Consider the following 18,723-nt stretch of genomic DNA (forward strand, 5'->3'; position numbering starts at 1 on the left):
TCAAAATAAACCCACGAAATGTGTGACAATAACACATAACCTGCATCAACCGATGGCGTAAAATGGTAAAAGCAGGCCTCCGGTAATTGATACTTTAAGCACGTCAGCAAGAACTACTCCTAGAGGAGTCAATCAATGAAAATGCTTAAAGATATCGCCATCAGCTCTATTATCACCACGATCGTTATGTTGGTCTTAAACGCCTCTTGGGACTGGGTCTTTATTGCCAGCCTAGAAGTGGCGGTACTGGCTTCGGTCATCCTGGCAGGAATGCTTAAAGGGGCGATTTCTTTGGAGAAAGTGATGGCGGCCTATTTCCTAACGCACAAAACGCTACCAAAACTTAAACGCGGTGTGTCTTCATACATTATTTTGGTTGGCTCTAAGTTTGTGGCCATGGGCGTGATTGCGATGCTATTTGGCCAGCATGTGGCATTTACTGGTGCGTTTGGTGGAATTGTTGCGTTTTTTGCGATTATTTTTGCTGTGTTGGGTGTTGAAGGAGTTGTAGGTAAATACCTTCAAAAAACACCAAGGGTCTAATCAGCTAACTAGACCAATCCTACTATCAATAAGCAAAGAAGGTCACGGAAGACCTCTCAAAAAAAATAAAACCATAACTATCAATTGCATACAAACGCTAACTTCCTCGAACCCTCCCTACTTCCTCCATTAATTGTGGCTACTTTGCTTTAGCATTGGCAATAGTTACTATCAAGAGGTATCACAATGTTCAGAACATCTACTATCACTATCTTGTGTGCAAGCCTGAGCTATTCACTTAACGCCGCGCCTATCCCAGATACCAGGCACGTTGACCCTAGTACCACTCATGTTCATCAACACAATCGCTCTCATATCGCTATGACAGATACTCAGCAGCAAGCAATGCTGCGACAAATGATGAATAACAACGTACATAAAAACGACACGGGTGAGCTCCATGTATTAGAGCAGAAACGTAAGCAAAGAATCCTGTCAACGCTTCTAAGCAATCAAACAAACAACACAGCAACTAATCTAGTCGGGCACAATTCTGTTCTCAAATCAGACTATTGGGGTGGTCATGTAACGAAAGATAAGATTCTAGCAATCCTAATCGAGTTTCCTGATTATCCAGCCAATAGAATTACACCGGATGAAACTTTCAATTACTTTGATGATTACAGTACCGAGCACTACCAGAACTTGTTGTTTGGACAGCAGGGATACACTGGCAGCAATGGGAAGAATATGCTTTCCATGGTTCAATTCTATCAACAACAGAGTGGTGGCTCATATACACAATACGGCCAAGTTGCAGGTTGGTACACAGCTCAATACCCAGCAGCTTACTATGGCGCACAAGATGGCTACATTACTGACATCAACGTTAGAGCGTTAGTTCGAGAAGCACTACTCGCCGCTCAAGCCGATCCAAACATCAACCTAGGAGACTACGACTTAGAGGATCGGTATGACATCGACAATGATGGTGACCTTAGGGAGCCCGATGGTCTCATTGACCACATTATGATTTTCCATTCCGGTCCAGGGCAAGAAGCCGGTGGAGGAAGAATCGGAACAGATGCGATTTGGTCTCACCGCTGGAATCTTGGTGATGTTTTTCAACTTGTTGATTATCCAACAAGTATATCCCAATGGGGAGGAGTGTTAGCCGCTTATGACTATACCATCCAACCGATCGATGCAGGAACCGGAGTTACCGTCCATGAGTATGGGCATGACCTTGGCCTACCTGACGAGTATGACTTAGCAGCTGAAGCCGATGAGTTTGGGTACACGCCGGGAGAGCCAATATCATACTGGTCGGCAATGGCAAGCGGTTCATGGGCTGGTGAAATACCTGGGACAGAGCCTACGGCCTTTAGTCCATGGGCTCGAGAATTCTTACAAAACTCTCTTGGTGGAAACTGGTTTAATGTTCTGCCCATCAACATAAAAAACCTAAACACAGAAACACTCCGAGTACAACTAACCCATGCTGCAAATAGAAGCGACAAGTACGATGCATTAAAAATACAGTTACCACCAAAAGAGGTTAAAGTCGTCGATCCTTTTGAACAGTTCGCCTACTATTCTGGAAAAGCTAATAACCTCAATGTACTAGCCACGTTTGGTGTTGACCTAACCAACGCAAGTGCCGCCAACCTGGAGTTTATGGTTCACTACAATATCGAACAGGATTTTGATTATGGCCGCATTTTAGTCAATGGAATCCCAATTAAAGGTAATATTACCACTGACAAAGACCCCTATGGCTTACAGCATGGGCATGGCTTTACCGGAAACTCAGGAGGCTGGCAATCTGCACACTTTGATCTAACCGCTTTCATCGGAGGGTTTGTAGAGATCAGCTTCAATTACTTAACGGATCAATATACCGTTGAAGATGGCTTCTGGTTTGATAATGTAACTGTCAATGTAGACAATGAGCCTGTGATTCACTTCAACGCAGAACAAGAAGAACATGATTTATCGCTATCTGGCATAACTCGTCACTCTGGTTCATTTGATTATAATCACTACTACCTCGTGGAATGGCGACAACATAAAGGTGTCGATCAAGGCTTGGCTCATATCAATCATGGCGGAACGCTTTTTAGTTTTGATCCTGGAATGGTGGTCTGGTATGTAGATACTTCCTTCACTAGCAACAACTCTGCCGCACATCCTGGAGAAGGTTGGCTTGGCGTTGTTGATGGGGATCGTAACCCTCAGGTTTGGAGCTCTAATGTGCCTGCTTCATCTGCCTATCAGCTAAGAGATGCCGCTTTTAATACGAAAACAGGAAGTATTTTATCTATCGTAGATTGGTTTGGTGATGAGTTATATGACCCTTATATCGTCGCCAACCCTATGTTCATTGACTGGCAAGATTACAGCAATCCAATTCGCCCAGCGACTGGCAAAAAAATACCGCAATATGGCCTATTGCTTAACGTACTAGAACAATCTAAAGATGGAACTGACGTTACAATTGGTCTGACTAAACAATGGTAAATAGCAACCAATACTTTTAAACACTCATAAACGCAAAAAGCCTCGCTTAATAGCGAGGCTTTTCTAAAAGTGGTCGGTGAAGAGGGATTCGAACCCCCGACCCTCTGGTCCCAAACCAGATGCGCTACCAAGCTGCGCTATTCACCGAGATTGCTGAGTGGCTTATTGCCTGTCAACGGATGCGTATATTACTGATAATTCTGAGGCGTGCAAGGCTTTTATGGCATCTTTTTACTAAAACCGACTTGTTTGGTCAGCAACTAGCCAGAAGCACGAAAAATGTGACCAAATACACACACTAACATACAGGTCATTAACAGTCTGGGTACAATTGATCCAGATCAGTGTTCATTTTTGCACCAACCGTTAACGTAACTCTGTCTTCACTACTTTTTGGAGGAAACATGGACTTTTGGCTTGATCTCCTATTTGGTAATGCAGTGGGCTTGTCTTCGATGATTGTGATCTTTGGGGCGCTTGGTCTGATGCTGTTTTACGGTGCTTTCTTCATCTATAAAGTAATGAATGACAAATCTCCTCACTAGAATCGCTTAGCGTCTATGTAAATAGATAACTGCTATGCACCGGAGTGGATCGCCTGTTCACTCCGGTTTTTTATGTTCTCACTTTTGTGCTGACTTCGTATATACTGCCATTAAATTGGCTTATTTCGAGATGCAGTTATGTCTCAAGACGATGATCTAGACCTATTCCAACAAATGATGGGCGATGTAAAGCTATCCAGCACGACACCGTCGAACTGAAAAAGTCCCACCAGGTATCTGACGCACAAATAGCAAAGCGCCAAGCCGCACTTTGGTTATCTGAGCAAGACCCAGAATATCTCTCCATAGACTATGCTCCTATGGTTAAACCTGACGACATTATCGAGTTTAAACGTGATGGTGTTCAGGAAGGGGTGTATCGCAAGCTCAGGCTAGGCAAGTACCCACTTCAAGCTAAGCTCGACTTACACAGGCGTACACTGAAAGAAGCTCGTGATGAAGTAATTAAGTTCTTGCAGCAATGTATGCGCATGGACATTCGCACCGTGATCATTGTCCATGGCCGTGGTGAGCGCTCTAACCACCCGCTCTTATGAAAAGCTTCTTGGCAAACTGGTTAACACAAATCAAAGATGTTCAGTGTGTTCATAGTGCTCAACGCTTCCATGGTGGCAGCGGTGCGGTGTATGTCATGCTGCGAAAGAGCCAAGAAAAGAAACTTGAGAACCGCGAACGCCATCAAAAGCGCATGAGTTAAGTGACTTAAGGCTAAGTTGAGTATAAAATACGCGACCTTTAAAACTGACCAACATAGAGTGATAACCTCGCATGTCGAACCCTGCTGACGGAAAACGTCTCAACAAATACATCAGTGAAACGGGCTTTTGCTCGCGTCGTGAAGCGGATAGGCTCATCGAGCAGCAACGTGTAACGATCAATGGCAAGGTGCCAGAAATGGGCACAAAGGTGCTACCTGGCGATGATGTTGAAATTGATGGTAAACCTGTTCGTAGCAAGGAAAAGCCTATCTACATCGCGCTAAACAAGCCGACGGGTATCACCTGTACGACTGAGCGTGATGTACCTGGAAACATTGTCGACTTCGTTGGTCACCACAAGCGCATCTTCCCTATTGGTCGATTGGATAAGCCTTCGGATGGTCTTATCTTCCTAACCAATGACGGCGACATCGTGAATAAGATCCTTCGTGCTGGCAACAACCACGAAAAAGAGTACGTCGTCCGCGTCGATAAGCCAATCACTAAAGACTTCATCAAAAAGATGGGCGCAGGGGTCGCTATCCTTGATACCGTCACTTTGCCGTGTAAAGTCGAGCAAGAGACCAAGTTCTCGTTCCGTATTACCCTGACACAAGGCCTCAACCGTCAGATCCGCCGTATGTGTGAAGCACTAGGTTATGACGTTCTAAAACTGCGTCGCGTGCGCATTATGAACATCTCTATCGATGGCATTCCTAACGGCAAATGGCGTTACTTAAGTGATGAAGAAGTGGCAGAAATTCTGCGCATGTGTGAGGGCTCTGTCAGTACAGAAGAGGCTTCACGCAAAGACGCTAAAGGTCGTCATATCACTAAGGCTACCGATGCTAAGCTACACGATGCGCGTCGAGAAGCAGAGTTCGAGAAGAACCAGCGTGACGGCAGAAACCCGCGCTCAGCGAGTCGCAACAACCGTGACAACATGAAAACGTATTCTGGTCACGGCGCCGATGAGTACCGCCGTAGCCCAAGCAAGCGTCGTCATTCTGATTCAGACAACCAACGCAGTGAAGGTGGTCGTGGAGGCAAACCAAGCCAGCGCAAACCGAGTCATTCTAGTAATAAGCCTCGCCCAGCCAAACCAGCAGCTAAAAGACCCGTCAACCCGAAATCCGGTCAATCAGAGTCGGGGCAACGTAAACCTCGTGTCGGTGGGACTTTGTCGTTGAAAAAATGATATCTCAGTTCAGCAGCAAACTAAGCTTCACATAAATTCACAAATTTCGCTCGAGTTAGTGCCGCCAAGTCGGTGGGTACTAACTCAATTTCTAACCCACGTTTTCCTGCGCTCACACACATCGCTTCTAGGCTCTCGGCGGAGCTGTGAATAAACGTCGGCAGTGCTTTCTTTTGGCCTAAAGGGCTAATACCACCAAGTACATAGCCAGTTGTTTTCTGGGCAATGTCTTTATCGGCCATGTCGGCTCTTTTGCCACCAGCGGCTTTGGCTGCTAGCTTCAAATTGAGCTTTTCTGCCACAGGAATGACGGCAACGGCTAGATTCTTCGGCTCACCGTTGATAGCAAACAGTAAGGTTTTAAATACAGTGGCGGGATCTTGCCCTAGTGCTTCTACCGCTTCCAAACCATAACTCTCATGGCGAGGATCGTGATCGTATTGGTGAACGGTGTGAGTGATTTTCTTCTTTTTAGCTAGGTTGATTGCCGGGGTCATTGCTTACTCCAAAACTCGCAGACCAAAAAAAACGGCGCCTTTCGGCACCGTTCTATTTATTGAATAAAAACCGGGTAAAGTCTAGTTTTTATAAACAATTTCGCCTTTTGGCTGATACTTGTTTACATCAATTGGGCTGTTCGCTTCTAGGTACTCTTTTAGTACTTCTGCATCAACAAAGCCTGTGTTGACGTGACCTGGGTGACCCGTCAGTTTTGGATAGCCGTCACCACCTGCTGCGTTAAAGCTTGGTACAGTAAAGCGATACGTCGCTTTAGGATCCAGTGCTTTACCATTAATAACGACGTCAGACACTGACTCTTTTCCCACTGTCATTTCAATGCCAGCGAACTGAGCGTAAGCACCTGAGTCTACTGGTTTTGTCGCAACAACATTTAGGTAATCAAGAACTTCTGCACCTGTCATGTCTGTATAAGTAATGATGTTGCCAAATGGCTGAACGATCAGTACATCTTTATACGTGACATCGCCTTCAGCGATAGAATCACGAACACCACCAGAGTTCATCACAGCAAAGTCCGCTTTTGCGCGTTCCATGTGTGCCGTACCAATCAAACGACCTAGGTTAGTTTGGTTAAAGCGCACCACATTGCGGTCGCCCTCCAACTTGCCGTTTGTGCTAGCAATCTTCGCTCCAAGCTGCTCTTGGCCTTTTTCTTGGAATGGCGTTAGGAAAGCAAGCATCTCTGCATCTTGCTTGATTTCATCTTCGACCAACACGCGCTGGCTCTTACCGTCAACTTTGATTTTCTTTTTCAAGTTCACTGGGATCAGGTCGTAGCTCACCATGTTCAGCTCACCGTTTTTGAACTCATAGTCCGCACGGCCTACGTACTTACCCCATTCAAATGCCTGAACAATCCAAGTACCGTTTTGCATATCTGGCTTACATTCGTCGCTTGGCTTGAAGTTCTTCTTAACGACGTTTGGCCCTTCCATACATACAGGCTCTTGTGAGTGACCACCCACAATCATGTCTAGGTCACCTTCGTTCAAGTAACGCGCCAGTGCTACGTCACCTGGCGCGTTGACACCACGTTGACCATTTTCATAGTGACCCATGTGAGTCACAGCAAAAATAAGATCCGGTTTTTCTGTCTCTTTTTAGTTCAGCAATAAGCTTTTTCGCTTCTACTTTTGGATCGCGGAATTCGATACCACCGATGTACTCAGGGTTACCAATTTTTGCCGTATCTTCTGTCGTTAGACCGATAACCGCGATCTTGATGCCTTGCTTATCAAACATGTGGTAAGCATCAAACAAGCGCTCGCTGGTTTCTTTGTCGTAGATGTTAGCAGACAACATTGGGAAGTTTGCCCACTCTTTCTGCTTAAACAGAACCTCAAGTGGGTTATCAAATTCGTGGTTACCCAGCGCCATCGCATCGTAACCAATCATGCTCATGCCTTTAAAGTCTGGCTCAGCATCTTGAAGATCTGACTCTGGTACACCCGTGTTGATGTCACCACCAGAAAGTAGTAGTACGCTGCCGCCTTCTGCTTCCACGTCTGAGCGAATTTGGTCGATCAACGTCTTACGCGCTGCCATGCCATATTCGCCATATTTATTTTCCCAGAAACGACCATGGTGGTCATTGGTATGCAGGATGGTTAGCTTGTACGTTTCATCAGCATTCCATTCTTGCTCGGGTTGAGTTGCGCATCCTGCTAGTGACGCGATGATAGCCGCACTGAGTACGGACTTAAACATAAGGCTTTTTCTCATTGTCATACCTTTTGAACTTTGGGGATCCACTGCCTAGAGCATATTGAAATAGCTCACTTTTTGCCGATAAGCATTTTAAAATGCCAAGAAAAACATCGACAAAATTTGCGTTAGTTTAAAGTAAGCTATCAAACATAACATTCTGATTTCACTTTTATGTAATCTATATCACAAGTTGATATAAACTCGCTGGCATAAAAGTCAGTAATATATGCTGCTGCTCGGAAACTGTACTGGATAGAGGTGCTACAGAGCGAGTTATTCAACCAGTTAAGATCGATTTTTCTGCGAAGAAACGATTGCCCAACAGGATTAGTTAACATGAAAAAAGCCAGCTTGAGTACAAGCTGGCTTTGTGTTTTCTACTGCGTCGCTAGAGACTATTTGATGTCGATATGATCGAACCCTTTGATCAAATCATCCAGCGCTTTCATCTGTGCTAAGAACGGCTCCAACTTATCAAGTGGCAATGCCGATGGACCGTCACATAGCGCTTTGTCTGGGTCTGGGTGCGCCTCGATAAATAGACCAGCAATGCCCGTCGCAAGGCCTGCTTTCGCAAGTTCTACCGTCTGTTCGCGGCGGCCACCTGAAGCTGCACCAGATGGATCACGCATTTGCAGTGAGTGGGTCACGTCAAAGATAATTGGGCTGCCGTTTGACGCTTTCTTCATAACGCCAAAACCAAGCATATCAACCACTAGATTGTCGTAACCGTGACAAGAGCCACGCTCACAAAGGATGATGTTGTCGTTGCCGCACTCAGCAAACTTATCCACGATGTTGCCAACTTGACCTGGGCTCATGAACTGAGGCTTCTTCACGTTGATCACAGCGCCTGTCTTAGCCATCGCTTCAACAAGGTCTGTTTGACGAGCTAGGAATGCTGGTAACTGAATCACGTCCACCACGTCTGCAACAGGCTGAGCCTGCGCTTCTGTGTGAACGTCAGTAATGATTTTCACACCAAAGGTATCTTTCAGCTCTTGGAAGATTTTCATACCTTCTTCAAGACCTGGACCACGGTATGAGTGCACAGAGCTGCGGTTGGCTTTATCAAATGAAGCTTTGAATACGTAAGGAATACCCAGCTTCTCTGTTACCTTCACATAGTGCTCACAGATCTGCATCGCCAGATCACGTGATTCCAATACGTTCATACCCGCGAATAGCGTGAAAGGCTTGTCATTCGCTACTGGGATGTCGCCTACCTGTACAGTTTTCATTTCCATGTTGTTATTCTCAGAGTTTAGTGAAGGGTCACAGGGGTACGGCTAATCGCTGTCACCTGTGTTTTCAGTAATTCGATTGCTGGGTCATCTGGCATTGGTCAATAAAGTATTGAAAGTCACTTGCCGCAATTTGATGACAATCTAGCTGTTGATAAATATAGCCTCGATCGCGAATTTCGTATGGATCGTCCGGCACAAACGTCAGAGCCAAATCGGTGCAATGCAGAGCTAAGGTATATTTCTCTTCACGTAGCAGCGCACTTTTTAGTAGCGCCAACCAACGGCCAATCACCGTTGGGTTATCAACCGTTTCAAGGTGTTTAGCTTCCAGCTTAGCAAGTGGTCCTTCATGACCAATCAGCCATGCCTGTAGACGTTGTTTGCTAACGTACTCACCATCGTATGGGTTGATGTAAACTGGCGCTTCATTCGGCCAGCACACTTTGACCAAAAATTGCGTTGGGAAAGTGACCGCTTCCATTGGTAAGCCAAGCTTGCTACAAGGTAGAGCAAAATAGAGCCAAGGCTCACTGGCACACCTTTACGGCGCTCTAGTACCTTGTCGATGAAGGCATTGTCCGATGAGAAATACTCATCGTCATCACCTTTAAATTGCCATTCAGTATAAAACAAGCGAAGCAGCGCATCTAAACGCTGCTTATCATCCACTTCGTGAAACAGTTGCTGCTCAGCCTCTTTAGCTAAGCGCGCGAGTTCAAGTTCAGCCCAATGCTGCTGCGTCTCTGGATCCACTGCTTTGTTTAAGATCAGTGCACCTTCTGCTAACTCTATCGCATCAAAATCTTCGTCAAACAGTTCAATCATGGTTTACCCCATTAGGAATGGCGTTTTTAGCATGGCAATCTTTCCTGCCATCAATAGCACCCTAGCGCACCAAAAAAGGCGCATGTTCTTAATAAATTGTTCTTTGCCAGCTTTAGCGTGAAAAAGGCCAGTGCAAAGTAGGCCATAATGCAGGTCACTTTCTCCGTCATCCACGGCGCTGCATCAGTAAAAGGGACAAAGCCGGTGTAAGCAATAAGTCCAAAACCAGAAAGCAGTAAAAGAGAGTCGTTAATGTGTGGGAAGCGTTTTAGAAACGGTACATTCACCTTTGGCGAACTCATCATCATCAGTCCGTATCGAACCGACAATAAGGCTACTGAAATCGCAATCGTCAACAAATGAAAATGCTTTAATCCTTCATACATATGAGCGTCTCTCTTACTTTCTTTTGGTTGTTATGGGTGCCACTTTCCGAGTGTCACTCTATCATTATTGGCGTAGTCTTTCTCTGTGATGACGTCGGTAAAACCATGGTTTTTCATGATGCGTCTCACCGCGTCCCCCTGTTCAAAGCCGTGTTCGAACAGAAGCCAGCCACCATCAAGCAAATAGCTTGGCGCAGCCGCTGTGATGGTTTCTATATCGGCCAGACCGTTATTTTCTGCAACTAATGCAGACGACGGCTCAAAACGCACGTCCCCTTCAGAAAGGTGGGGGTCGTTTTCGTCAATATAAGGTGGGTTGGAGACAATAATCGCAAACTTGTGACCATGCTCAATTGGCGCAAACCAACTGCCTTGAGCAAAGCGAACATTGCGAATATTCAGTTTGTCGGCGTTGCTGTTGGCAAGCTCTACCGCTTCTTGCTGAAAATCCACGCCTGAAGCTGACGTTTTGGAAGCTCCGATGCCAAAGCCAGCGCAATCGCACCCGTACCCGTGCCTAGGTCAAGCAGGTCACCATCGATAAGCATCGCTTTATCTAAGGCAAGCTCGACTAAACGTTCGGTATCGGGTCTCGGGATAAGCGTGCTAGGCGCAACATTGAGGGGCAATGACCAAAACTCTCGCTCGCCAAGAATATACGCCACAGGCTCACCTGCAGTACGTCTTGCCATTAGCTCATCAAACTGGGTCGCTTGCTCTGTAGTTAGCTCTTTTTCCGGCCATGTGAGCAGGTAGCTTCGCGGCTTTTCAAGGGCATGACACAGCAATACTGCCGCATCTAGGCTTGGCGAATCACTACCTGACTCAGAAAGAACAAGCGATGCTCGTTTGAGCACCGCTTCAATAGACATATCTAGCGACATGAATTAGTTGTTCTCTGCAAGCGCAGCCAACTGATCCGCTTGGTGCTCTTGAAGTACTGGGTCGATAAGGCTTGCCAAATCACCTTCCATGACTTCGTTCAAACGATACAGTGTTAGGTTGATGCGGTGATCAGACACACGGCCTTGTGGGTAGTTGTAAGTACGAATACGGTCACTACGGTCACCCGAACCCAGTAGGTTACGGCGAGCATCCGAAACCTCTGCCGCGCGGCGAGCTTCTTCAGCTTGTACGATACGAGCCGCTAGCACAGCCATCGCTTTCGCTTTGTTTTTGTGCTGTGAACGCTCATCCTGACACTCAACCACAGTACCTGTTGGTAAGTGGGTAATACGAATAGCAGAGTCAGTGGTGTTAACGTGCTGACCACCCGCGCCTGATGCACGGAAGGTATCAATCTTAAGATCTGCTGCTTTGATTTCTGGCAGATCCGCTTCTGGGATTTCAGGCATTACCGCAACAGTACATGCAGAGGTGTGAACACGACCTTGCGATTCTGTCTCTGGAACACGTTGAACACGGTGACCACCAGATTCAAACTTCATAGTGCCGTATACTGCATCGCCAGACACTTTCGCGATCATTTCTTTATAACCGCCCTGCTCTGACTCATTGCAGCTCATCACCTCAATACGCCAGCCTTTTTTCTCTGCAAACTTAGAGTACATACGGAATAGGTTGCCCGCGAAGATACCCGCTTCGTCACCACCCGCGCCAGCACGGATTTCTAGGAAGCAGTTGCGCTCATCGTTTGGATCTTTTGGAAGAAGAAGAATTTGCAGCTCATCCGCTAGATTTTCGATCGATGCTTTTGCTTCTTTGATCTCTTCTTGAGCCATTTCGCGCATTTCTGCATCGTCTTCTTTTGCCATCTCTTCTGCCGCTTCAAGATCGTCTTGCGCTTGCTGATAGGCTTGGAAACACTTGGTCACTTCTTCAAGTTGAGAGTACTCTTTTGATAGAGCACGGAACTTGTCTTGATCACCGATAACACCAGGGTCACCAAGTAGATGTTGAACTTCTTCGTAGCGTTCAACCAGAGTTTCCAATTTTACTAGAATGGAGGCTTTCATAATTGCGTCTTTTCTCGGGGTGAGGCTTATTTCGTTTGGTCTAAACCCAAACTCTGTCGGATAACTGCCAGTTTTGCAGGATCACCCTGCTCTGCAGCATCTTGCAGCGCTTTGGTCGGCGCGTGAATAAGCTTGTTTGTTAATTTATTACTGAGCTCTAGCAGCACTTTTTCTGGGTCTCCCCCTGCTGCTAATGCTTGTAAGCTTTTTGAAAGTATATCTTGTCTGGTGTCATTCGCTTGTTTGCGATACTGCCTAATACTATCTACTGCCTGCAAAGAGCGCATCCAAGACATAAACTGCGCGCTCTCTTCACTGACAATCGCTTCCGCTTGAATGGCTTCTACCTTGCGCTGTTCGATATTGCTATCGACAATCGACTGCAGGTCATCAACGGTGTACAGGTAAGCGTCTCTCAGTTCACCCACTTGTGACTCGATATCACGGGGCACGGCGATGTCGATAAGCAGCATCGGCTGAAAACGGCGCTTCTTGATGGCGGTCTCCACCATTCCCTTACCAATAATCGGCAGCGGACTGGCGGTTGAGCTGATCACGATATCTGCTTGTGGCAATACCTCTGGGATATCATTCAGCGCAATGACCTGAGCACCGAACTGGGTAGCGAGCACTTCCGCACGCTCTTTAGTTCGGTTAGCGACGATCATGTTTTTGCAGCCTTGTCCTTCAAGGTGCTTGGCAACCAGTTCGATGGTTTCACCAGCGCCTACGAGGAGCACGGTTGAGTCCGCCAAAGACTCAAAGATCTGTCTTGCCAGTGTTGTTGCCGCATACGCGACGGAAACCGCACTGCCACCAATTTCGGTTTCGGTACGAACACGTTTCGCAACAGAAAAGGTTTTTTGAAACAGTTTCTCTATACCACCTTCTACCGATTGGTGGTCACGAGCATCACTATAGGCTTGCTTAACTTGACCAAGAATTTGCGGCTCACCAAGTACCAATGAATCCAGGCCGCAAGACACGCGCATTAAGTGCTTGATTGCTGCTTGCTCTTCGTACACATACAAAGAGGGTTTTAGCTCTTCTGCGGGTACATCGTGAAAGCGTACTAACCAGTCAATGAGTTGCGCTTTATTGGTATCACCAGTATCGCAGTAGATTTCTGTGCGATTACAGGTCGACAAAATTACCGAGCCATTAACTTTGGTATTGTCTCTCAGCTCATTCAGTGCTCGGTCGAGTTTTTCTGGTGGGAACGCCACCTTTTCTCTCAGATCCACTGACGCTGTATTGTGGTTAATACCAATAGCAAGCAATGACATGTAACGCGAATTCTCTGATACAGATTTGACAAATAGGGCAGAATTTTACTTGATGGCACCACTTATTGAAAGACTCTGACCAATATGTTTTCCTGAGTTTGTGGGATTGATGCTATAGTCTGTCAATATTGTATTGAATTTGCACAATAATCCATCACGTAAGTAGTTTCCTATGCACAGACTTTTTCGTCGCCTGTTTTACACATTGACGGCACTGTTTTTATTTGGCTGTAGCACCATGCCACCCGAGCCACAAAGTGTCGAATGGCAGGCTCACCAAGCCGAACTCAACGCCCTTACCCAATATAAGGCCAGTGGCAAACTTGGCTACATTTCGCCAGAACAGCGCCAAACCCTAAACTTCTATTGGACTTACTCTGCCAATTTGACGCAAGTTCGCCTTACCACCTTCCTTGGTCAAACGGTTTTCAACCTTACGTCAACACCCAATGGCGCATTTATCGAAACCTATGACGACCAAAAGCTAGCTGGCGAAGACGCTAACCTGCTTATCTACCAGCTAACAGGGCTCAATATACCCATCGAGCAGTTGGCAGATTGGCTGATTGGCCAGCCAAACAGCGCCGATAGCTATCAGCTCAATGAGTTCAACACCGTAGCGAGCCTGACCAAACAGCTCAACCAAAAGACTTGGCAGCTTAACTATACCGAGTATCGCAGTTTCACGCTCGAAGATGAGACTCGTACACTGCCGATGCCAACTCGAATGCAGCTAGTACAAGACGATACCAAACTTAATCTCGTTGTTTCCAAATGGACTATCAAACAGTGACCGAACGTACCATGATCACCGACACCACCACTTGGCCAAGCCCAGCTAAGCTCAATCTGTTTCTTTACATCACAGGTCGACAGGCCAATGGCTATCATGAACTGCAGACCTTGTTTCAGTTCATTGACCTTTGTGACTCTCTAGAAATCACCGCCAACGACAGCGGTGACATTACCCTGTCGCCAGAGATCGAAGGGGTAGCCACACAAGACAACCTCATTTGGAAAGCAGCCCGCGCGCTTCAAGCGAAGGCTCAATGCTCTTATGGCGCTCATATTAAGCTCGATAAAATTCTTCCTATGGGCGGTGGTATTGGCGGCGGCTCATCGAATGCTGCAACGGCGCTGGTAGCCCTAAACTTCTTATGGCAAACCCAGCTCAGTGTTGATGAACTGGCAGAAATCGGTCTTGAGCTCGGTGCAGACGTGCCGGTATTTGTGCGTGGCTTCGCGGCATTTGCAGAAGGCGTTGGTGAAAAACTCAGCGCAGCCGAGCCCGAAGAGCGTTGGTATTTGGTCGTCAAACCAAAAGTCAGCATTGCAACCGTGGATATCTTTACGCATCCCGATTTGACGCGAAATACGCCGAAGCAAGAGCTGGCAACGCTTCTAGACAGCCCTTACGGAAACGATTGCGAAAAAATTGTCCGAATGCTGTATCCAGAGGTTGATAACCAACTTTCATGGCTGCTACAATACGCGCCGTCAAGATTGACGGGTACTGGATCGTGCGTGTTTTCCGAGTTTAAAACTCAGGAAAATGCACAAAAAGTCCTAGAACTGCTTCCTGACACTGTCTCCGCCTATGTGGCGAAAGGGTGCAACCGCTCTCCTTTACTAGAGACTCTGGCTAACTATGAGTTAGCCCTATTACAATCTGTTTAAACTGGACGCAACCCTGAGGTTTCCACCGTGCCTGATATGAAGCTATTTGCTGGTAACGCAACACCTGAACTAGCCCAACGTATTGCTGACCGTCTATACATCTCTCTAGGAGATGCTACTGTTGACCGTTTCTCTGACGGCGAAGTCGCTGTTCAAATCAACGAAAACGTTCGTGGTAGTGATGTATTCATCATTCAGTCAACTTGTGCGCCAACTAACGACAACCTAATGGAGTTAGTGGTAATGATTGATGCAATGCGCCGCGCTTCAGCAGGCCGTATTACTGCTGTTATTCCTTACTTTGGTTACGCTCGTCAAGACCGTCGTGTACGTTCTGCACGTGTGCCAATCACTGCAAAAGTTGTTGCAGACTTCCTTTCAAACGTTGGTGTTGACCGCGTTCTTACTATCGACCTACACGCAGAGCAGATTCAAGGCTTCTTCGATGTACCTGTAGACAACATCTTCGGTACTCCAGTGCTTCTTGAAGACATGGCTGAACGTGGTCTAGAAGATCCAGTGGTGGTTTCTCCTGACCTAGGCGGTGTTGTGCGTGCTCGTGCGACAGCTAAAGCACTAGGCGACATCGATATCGCAATCGTCGACAAGCGTCGTCCACGCGCTAACGTATCTGAAGTGATGAACCTAATCGGTGATGTTGAAGGTCGCGACTGTGTGATCGTTGACGATATGATCGATACGGGCGGCACACTATGTAAAGCAGCAGAAGCGCTTAAAGAGCGCGGTGCTAAGCGTGTATTCGCTTACGCAACTCACGCTGTATTCTCTGGCAACGCTGCTAAGAACATCAAGAACTCTGTTCTAGACCAAGTTATCGTGACTGACTCTATCACGCTAACAAAAGAGATGGCTGCGACTGGTAAAGTCACTCAGCTAACTCTTTCTAGCATGCTTGCAGAAGCTATTCGTCGCATCAGCAACGAAGAGTCTATCTCTGCGATGTTTACTTCAAAGTAATTCTCGCTTAGACATGAAAAAACCACTTCCCTTCGAAGTGGTTTTTTTGTATTCACATTTTTTTGTGCCAATTTAGTGTGCTATCATACCGCGCTTTTGAGATTCAAGAGAGATCTTAACGTTGACTCAGCAGATAAAATTGCTTGTAGCCTTGCCAATCCTGGACCTGAATACGCTCGTACGCGTCACAATGCTGGTGCTTGGGTGGTAGAGGAACTCGCTCGTATCCATAACGTCACTTTGAAAAACGAACCAAAGTTCTTCGGTCTCACAGGACGAATCCTGGTGAATGGCAGTGACTTACGACTGTTAATCCCGACAACATTTATGAACCTATCTGGCAAAGCGATTGCAGCACTTGCGAAGTTTTATCAGATCAAACCTGAAGAGATCATGGTCGCTCACGATGAGCTAGACTTACCTCCAGGCGTTGCCAAGTTCAAAAAAGGTGGCGGTCATGGCGGGCACAATGGTTTAAAAGACACCATTAGCAAGCTGGGCAACAATAAAGAATTTTATCGTCTAAGGATTGGTATCGGCCATCCTGGGCACAAAGACAAAGTAGCAGGTTATGTACTCGGTAAAGCACCAGCAAAAGAGCAAGAATGCCTTGATGCTGTTGTCGATGAATCCGTTCGCAGTCTCGACATCTTACTTAAAGATGGCCTGACAAAAGCACAAAATCGCTTACACACCTTCAAAGCTGAATAAGGTTTACAATCATGGGTTTTAAATGTGGCATCGTTGGTCTACCAAACGTAGGTAAGTCAACTCTGTTTAACGCACTGACTAAAGCTGGTATCGAAGCAGCAAACTTCCCGTTCTGTACTATCGAACCAAACACAGGCGTGGTACCTGTGCCAGATCTACGTCTAGACGCGCTGGCGAAAATTGTTAATCCACAAAAGATCCTTCCAACAACAATGGAATTTGTGGACATCGCAGGTCTTGTTGCTGGTGCTTCTAAAGGTGAAGGCTAGGTAACAAATTCCTAGCAAACATCCGCGAAACTGACGCTATCGGTCACGTTGTTCGCTGTTTTGAGAACGAAAACATCGTTCACGTTGCAGGTAAAGTATCACCGATCGAAGACATCGAAGTGATCAACCTTGAACTAGCTCTTGCTGACTTAGACTCTTGTGAGCGTGCAATTCAGCGTAATGCTAAAAAAGCAAAAGGCGGCGACAAAGACGCGAAGTTCGAACTAACTGTACTTGAAAAGCTACTACCAGTCTTACCGAAGGTGGTATGGCGCGTACTGTTGATCTAGCAAAAGAAGAGCTAGCAGCCGTTGGTTACCTAAATTTCCTAACGCTAAAACCAACCATGTACATCGCAAACGTGAATGAAGATGGTTTTGAGGACAACCCGTATCTTGATGCAGTACGCGAGTACGCAGAAAAAGAAAACAACGTAGTTGTTGCAGTTTGTGCATCTATCGAGTCTGAGCTTTCTGAGCTAGACGACGAAGATCGCGAAGAGTTCCTAGCTGACATGGGTATCGAAGAGCCTGGTCTTAACCGAGTGATCCGCTCTGGTTACGAACTACTAACTCTACAAACCTACTTCACTGCGGGTGTTAAAGAAGTTCGCGCTTGGACTATCCCTGTTGGTGCGACTGCGCCGCAAGCGGCAGGTAAGATCCACACTGACTTTGAAAAAGGCTTCATCCGTGCAGAAGTCGTTGGTTATGACGACTTCATCCAATACAACGGTGAATCTGGTGCAAAAGATGCAGGTAAATGGCGTCTAGAAGGGAAAGAATACATCGTTAAAGATGGTGATGTAGTTCACTTCCGCTTCAACGTGTAATTTCTACATACTCGTTATTGTTTAAAAAGCCAGCAGTTGCTGGCTTTTGTTGTTTTACAAGGCTATCAACTCGCAATGAGACCTTACTTCAGAGCAAATAGCACTTCAGAAAATCGACAATTATTTAGCAGTTTTAGATCATAAACAGAGCTGTTTGATTAAAAAAAGTTCGAACGGCACTTTTTCGCAAATTTCTTCACAAAAAAAGTTGACGCATCACACTCAACTCCGCATAATGCGCCCCGTTCTCAGCGATAAGGCAACTTTCGAAGAGAATCAACAATATGGAAATGGCTACGTAGCTCAGCTGGTTAGAGCACATCACTCATAATGATGGGGTCACAGGTTCGAATCCCGTCGTAGCCACCATTTCCTAAGCACTCTTTTTAGAGTTTTTAGGAAATAATGCGGAAGTGGCGGAATTGGTAGACGCACCAGATTTAGGTTCTGGCGCCGCAAGGTGTGAGAGTTCAAGTCTCTCCTTCCGCACCATTATTGTTGAACAACGTTTCGTTGTTTCTGCAGGGCTATCGCCAAGCGGTAAGGCAGCGGCTTTTGATGCCGCCATTCCCTGGTTCGAATCCAGGTAGCCCTGCCACTTTTAAAGTGGCAAGTTTTTTGAAAAAAACCTTGGCACTAGAGACGAGTTTGTATTATATTCTCTCGCTCTCAAGAGTGGCTACGTAGCTCAGCTGGTTAGAGCACATCACTCATAATGATGGGGTCACAGGTTCGAATCCCGTCGTAGCCACCATTTATTACAACTTGCAGGTTCGCCTTCAAGTACAACGTTAAGATTGAGTTTTACCAATTACTCTCTTAACTATAAGGTTTTGTTGCGG

11 protein-coding genes, 5 tRNA genes and 7 pseudogenes are annotated in these 18,723 nt (G+C 46.3%); 14 read left to right on the forward strand and 9 right to left on the reverse strand.

What is annotated here, in order from left to right; genetic code table 11:
* Positions 1-135 precede the first annotated feature (135 nt).
* The gene (locus tag TZ48_RS09210; RefSeq protein ID WP_112478943.1) at positions 136-543 is read left to right on the forward strand and encodes a hypothetical protein; all 408 of its coding nucleotides are present in this window, start codon (positions 136-138) and stop codon (positions 541-543) included.
* Between the two features lie 186 nt (positions 544-729).
* Positions 730-3,003, forward strand: a complete 2,274-nt coding sequence (locus TZ48_RS09215; RefSeq protein ID WP_112478944.1) for an immune inhibitor A domain-containing protein — start codon at positions 730-732, stop codon at positions 3,001-3,003.
* 70 nt (positions 3,004-3,073) lie between these two features.
* Here the strand turns inward: TZ48_RS09215 and TZ48_RS09220 are convergent.
* Positions 3,074-3,150 (reverse strand) — tRNA-Pro (locus TZ48_RS09220).
* A 257-nt stretch (positions 3,151-3,407) separates the two neighbouring features.
* On the opposite strand from TZ48_RS09220, the gene TZ48_RS09225 reads away from it, so the two are divergent.
* From TZ48_RS09225 to rluF, 3 genes and pseudogenes are all read left to right on the forward strand, one after another.
* Positions 3,408-3,548: a DUF3149 domain-containing protein gene (locus tag TZ48_RS09225; protein WP_112478945.1), complete on the forward strand. Its 141-nt coding sequence runs from the start codon at positions 3,408-3,410 to the stop codon at positions 3,546-3,548.
* Positions 3,549-3,686: 138 nt separating this feature from the next.
* A pseudogene (gene smrA, locus TZ48_RS09230) lies at positions 3,687-4,266 on the forward strand (DNA endonuclease SmrA).
* 71 nt (positions 4,267-4,337) lie between these two features.
* Positions 4,338-5,465: a 23S rRNA pseudouridine(2604) synthase RluF gene (gene rluF, locus TZ48_RS09235; protein ID WP_112478946.1), complete on the forward strand. Its 1,128-nt coding sequence runs from the start codon at positions 4,338-4,340 to the stop codon at positions 5,463-5,465.
* 20 nt (positions 5,466-5,485) lie between these two features.
* On the opposite strand, the gene ybaK is transcribed toward rluF, so the two are convergent.
* From ybaK to hemA, 8 genes and pseudogenes are all read right to left on the reverse strand, one after another.
* Positions 5,486-5,962, reverse strand: a complete 477-nt coding sequence (ybaK, locus tag TZ48_RS09240) for a Cys-tRNA(Pro) deacylase (protein ID WP_112478947.1) — start codon at positions 5,960-5,962, stop codon at positions 5,486-5,488.
* A gap of 81 nt (positions 5,963-6,043) precedes the next feature.
* Positions 6,044-7,709: pseudogene (gene ushA, locus TZ48_RS09245) on the reverse strand (bifunctional UDP-sugar hydrolase/5'-nucleotidase UshA).
* A 380-nt stretch (positions 7,710-8,089) separates the two neighbouring features.
* Positions 8,090-8,941, reverse strand: coding sequence for a 3-deoxy-8-phosphooctulonate synthase (kdsA, locus tag TZ48_RS09250; RefSeq protein WP_112478948.1), 852 nt, complete (start codon positions 8,939-8,941; stop codon positions 8,090-8,092).
* Positions 8,942-8,958: 17 nt separating this feature from the next.
* Positions 8,959-9,766 (reverse strand): annotated as a pseudogene (locus TZ48_RS09255) (SirB1 family protein).
* A 3-nt stretch (positions 9,767-9,769) separates the two neighbouring features.
* Positions 9,770-10,152, reverse strand: a pseudogene (locus TZ48_RS09260) (SirB2 family protein).
* A gap of 30 nt (positions 10,153-10,182) precedes the next feature.
* Positions 10,183-11,036: pseudogene (gene prmC, locus TZ48_RS09265) on the reverse strand (peptide chain release factor N(5)-glutamine methyltransferase).
* 3 nt (positions 11,037-11,039) lie between these two features.
* The gene (gene prfA, locus TZ48_RS09270) at positions 11,040-12,128 is read right to left on the reverse strand and encodes a peptide chain release factor 1 (protein WP_112478949.1); all 1,089 of its coding nucleotides are present in this window, start codon (positions 12,126-12,128) and stop codon (positions 11,040-11,042) included.
* A gap of 26 nt (positions 12,129-12,154) precedes the next feature.
* Positions 12,155-13,414, reverse strand: a complete 1,260-nt coding sequence (hemA, locus tag TZ48_RS09275; protein WP_112478950.1) for a glutamyl-tRNA reductase — start codon at positions 13,412-13,414, stop codon at positions 12,155-12,157.
* A 172-nt stretch (positions 13,415-13,586) separates the two neighbouring features.
* Here hemA and lolB point away from each other — a divergent pair, with 172 nt between their 5' ends.
* The 9 genes and pseudogenes from lolB (at position 13,587) to TZ48_RS09320 (ending at position 18,635) form a co-directional block, all read left to right on the forward strand.
* Entirely contained in the window at positions 13,587-14,207 is a 621-nt protein-coding gene (lolB, locus tag TZ48_RS09280; protein ID WP_112478951.1) for a lipoprotein insertase outer membrane protein LolB, read from the forward strand.
* An 11-nt stretch (positions 14,208-14,218) separates the two neighbouring features.
* On the forward strand, positions 14,219-15,091 hold the full coding sequence (gene ispE / locus TZ48_RS09285; RefSeq protein WP_112478954.1) for a 4-(cytidine 5'-diphospho)-2-C-methyl-D-erythritol kinase: 873 nt from the start codon (positions 14,219-14,221) through the stop codon (positions 15,089-15,091).
* Between the two features lie 27 nt (positions 15,092-15,118).
* On the forward strand, positions 15,119-16,069 hold the full coding sequence (locus TZ48_RS09290) for a ribose-phosphate pyrophosphokinase (RefSeq protein ID WP_042503361.1): 951 nt from the start codon (positions 15,119-15,121) through the stop codon (positions 16,067-16,069).
* A gap of 121 nt (positions 16,070-16,190) precedes the next feature.
* A pseudogene (pth, locus tag TZ48_RS09295) lies at positions 16,191-16,780 on the forward strand (aminoacyl-tRNA hydrolase).
* Between the two features lie 11 nt (positions 16,781-16,791).
* Positions 16,792-17,881, forward strand: a pseudogene (gene ychF, locus TZ48_RS09300) (redox-regulated ATPase YchF).
* Positions 17,882-18,173: 292 nt separating this feature from the next.
* Positions 18,174-18,250, forward strand: a tRNA-Met gene (locus tag TZ48_RS09305).
* Positions 18,251-18,288: 38 nt separating this feature from the next.
* Positions 18,289-18,373: transfer RNA gene (locus TZ48_RS09310), tRNA-Leu, on the forward strand.
* 31 nt (positions 18,374-18,404) lie between these two features.
* Positions 18,405-18,479 (forward strand) — tRNA-Gln (locus tag TZ48_RS09315).
* A gap of 79 nt (positions 18,480-18,558) precedes the next feature.
* Positions 18,559-18,635, forward strand: a tRNA-Met gene (locus TZ48_RS09320).
* Positions 18,636-18,723 lie beyond the last annotated feature (88 nt).

The sequence above is a fragment of the Vibrio variabilis genome (assembly GCF_003263785.1).
GTDB lineage: Bacteria > Pseudomonadota > Gammaproteobacteria > Enterobacterales > Vibrionaceae > Vibrio > Vibrio variabilis.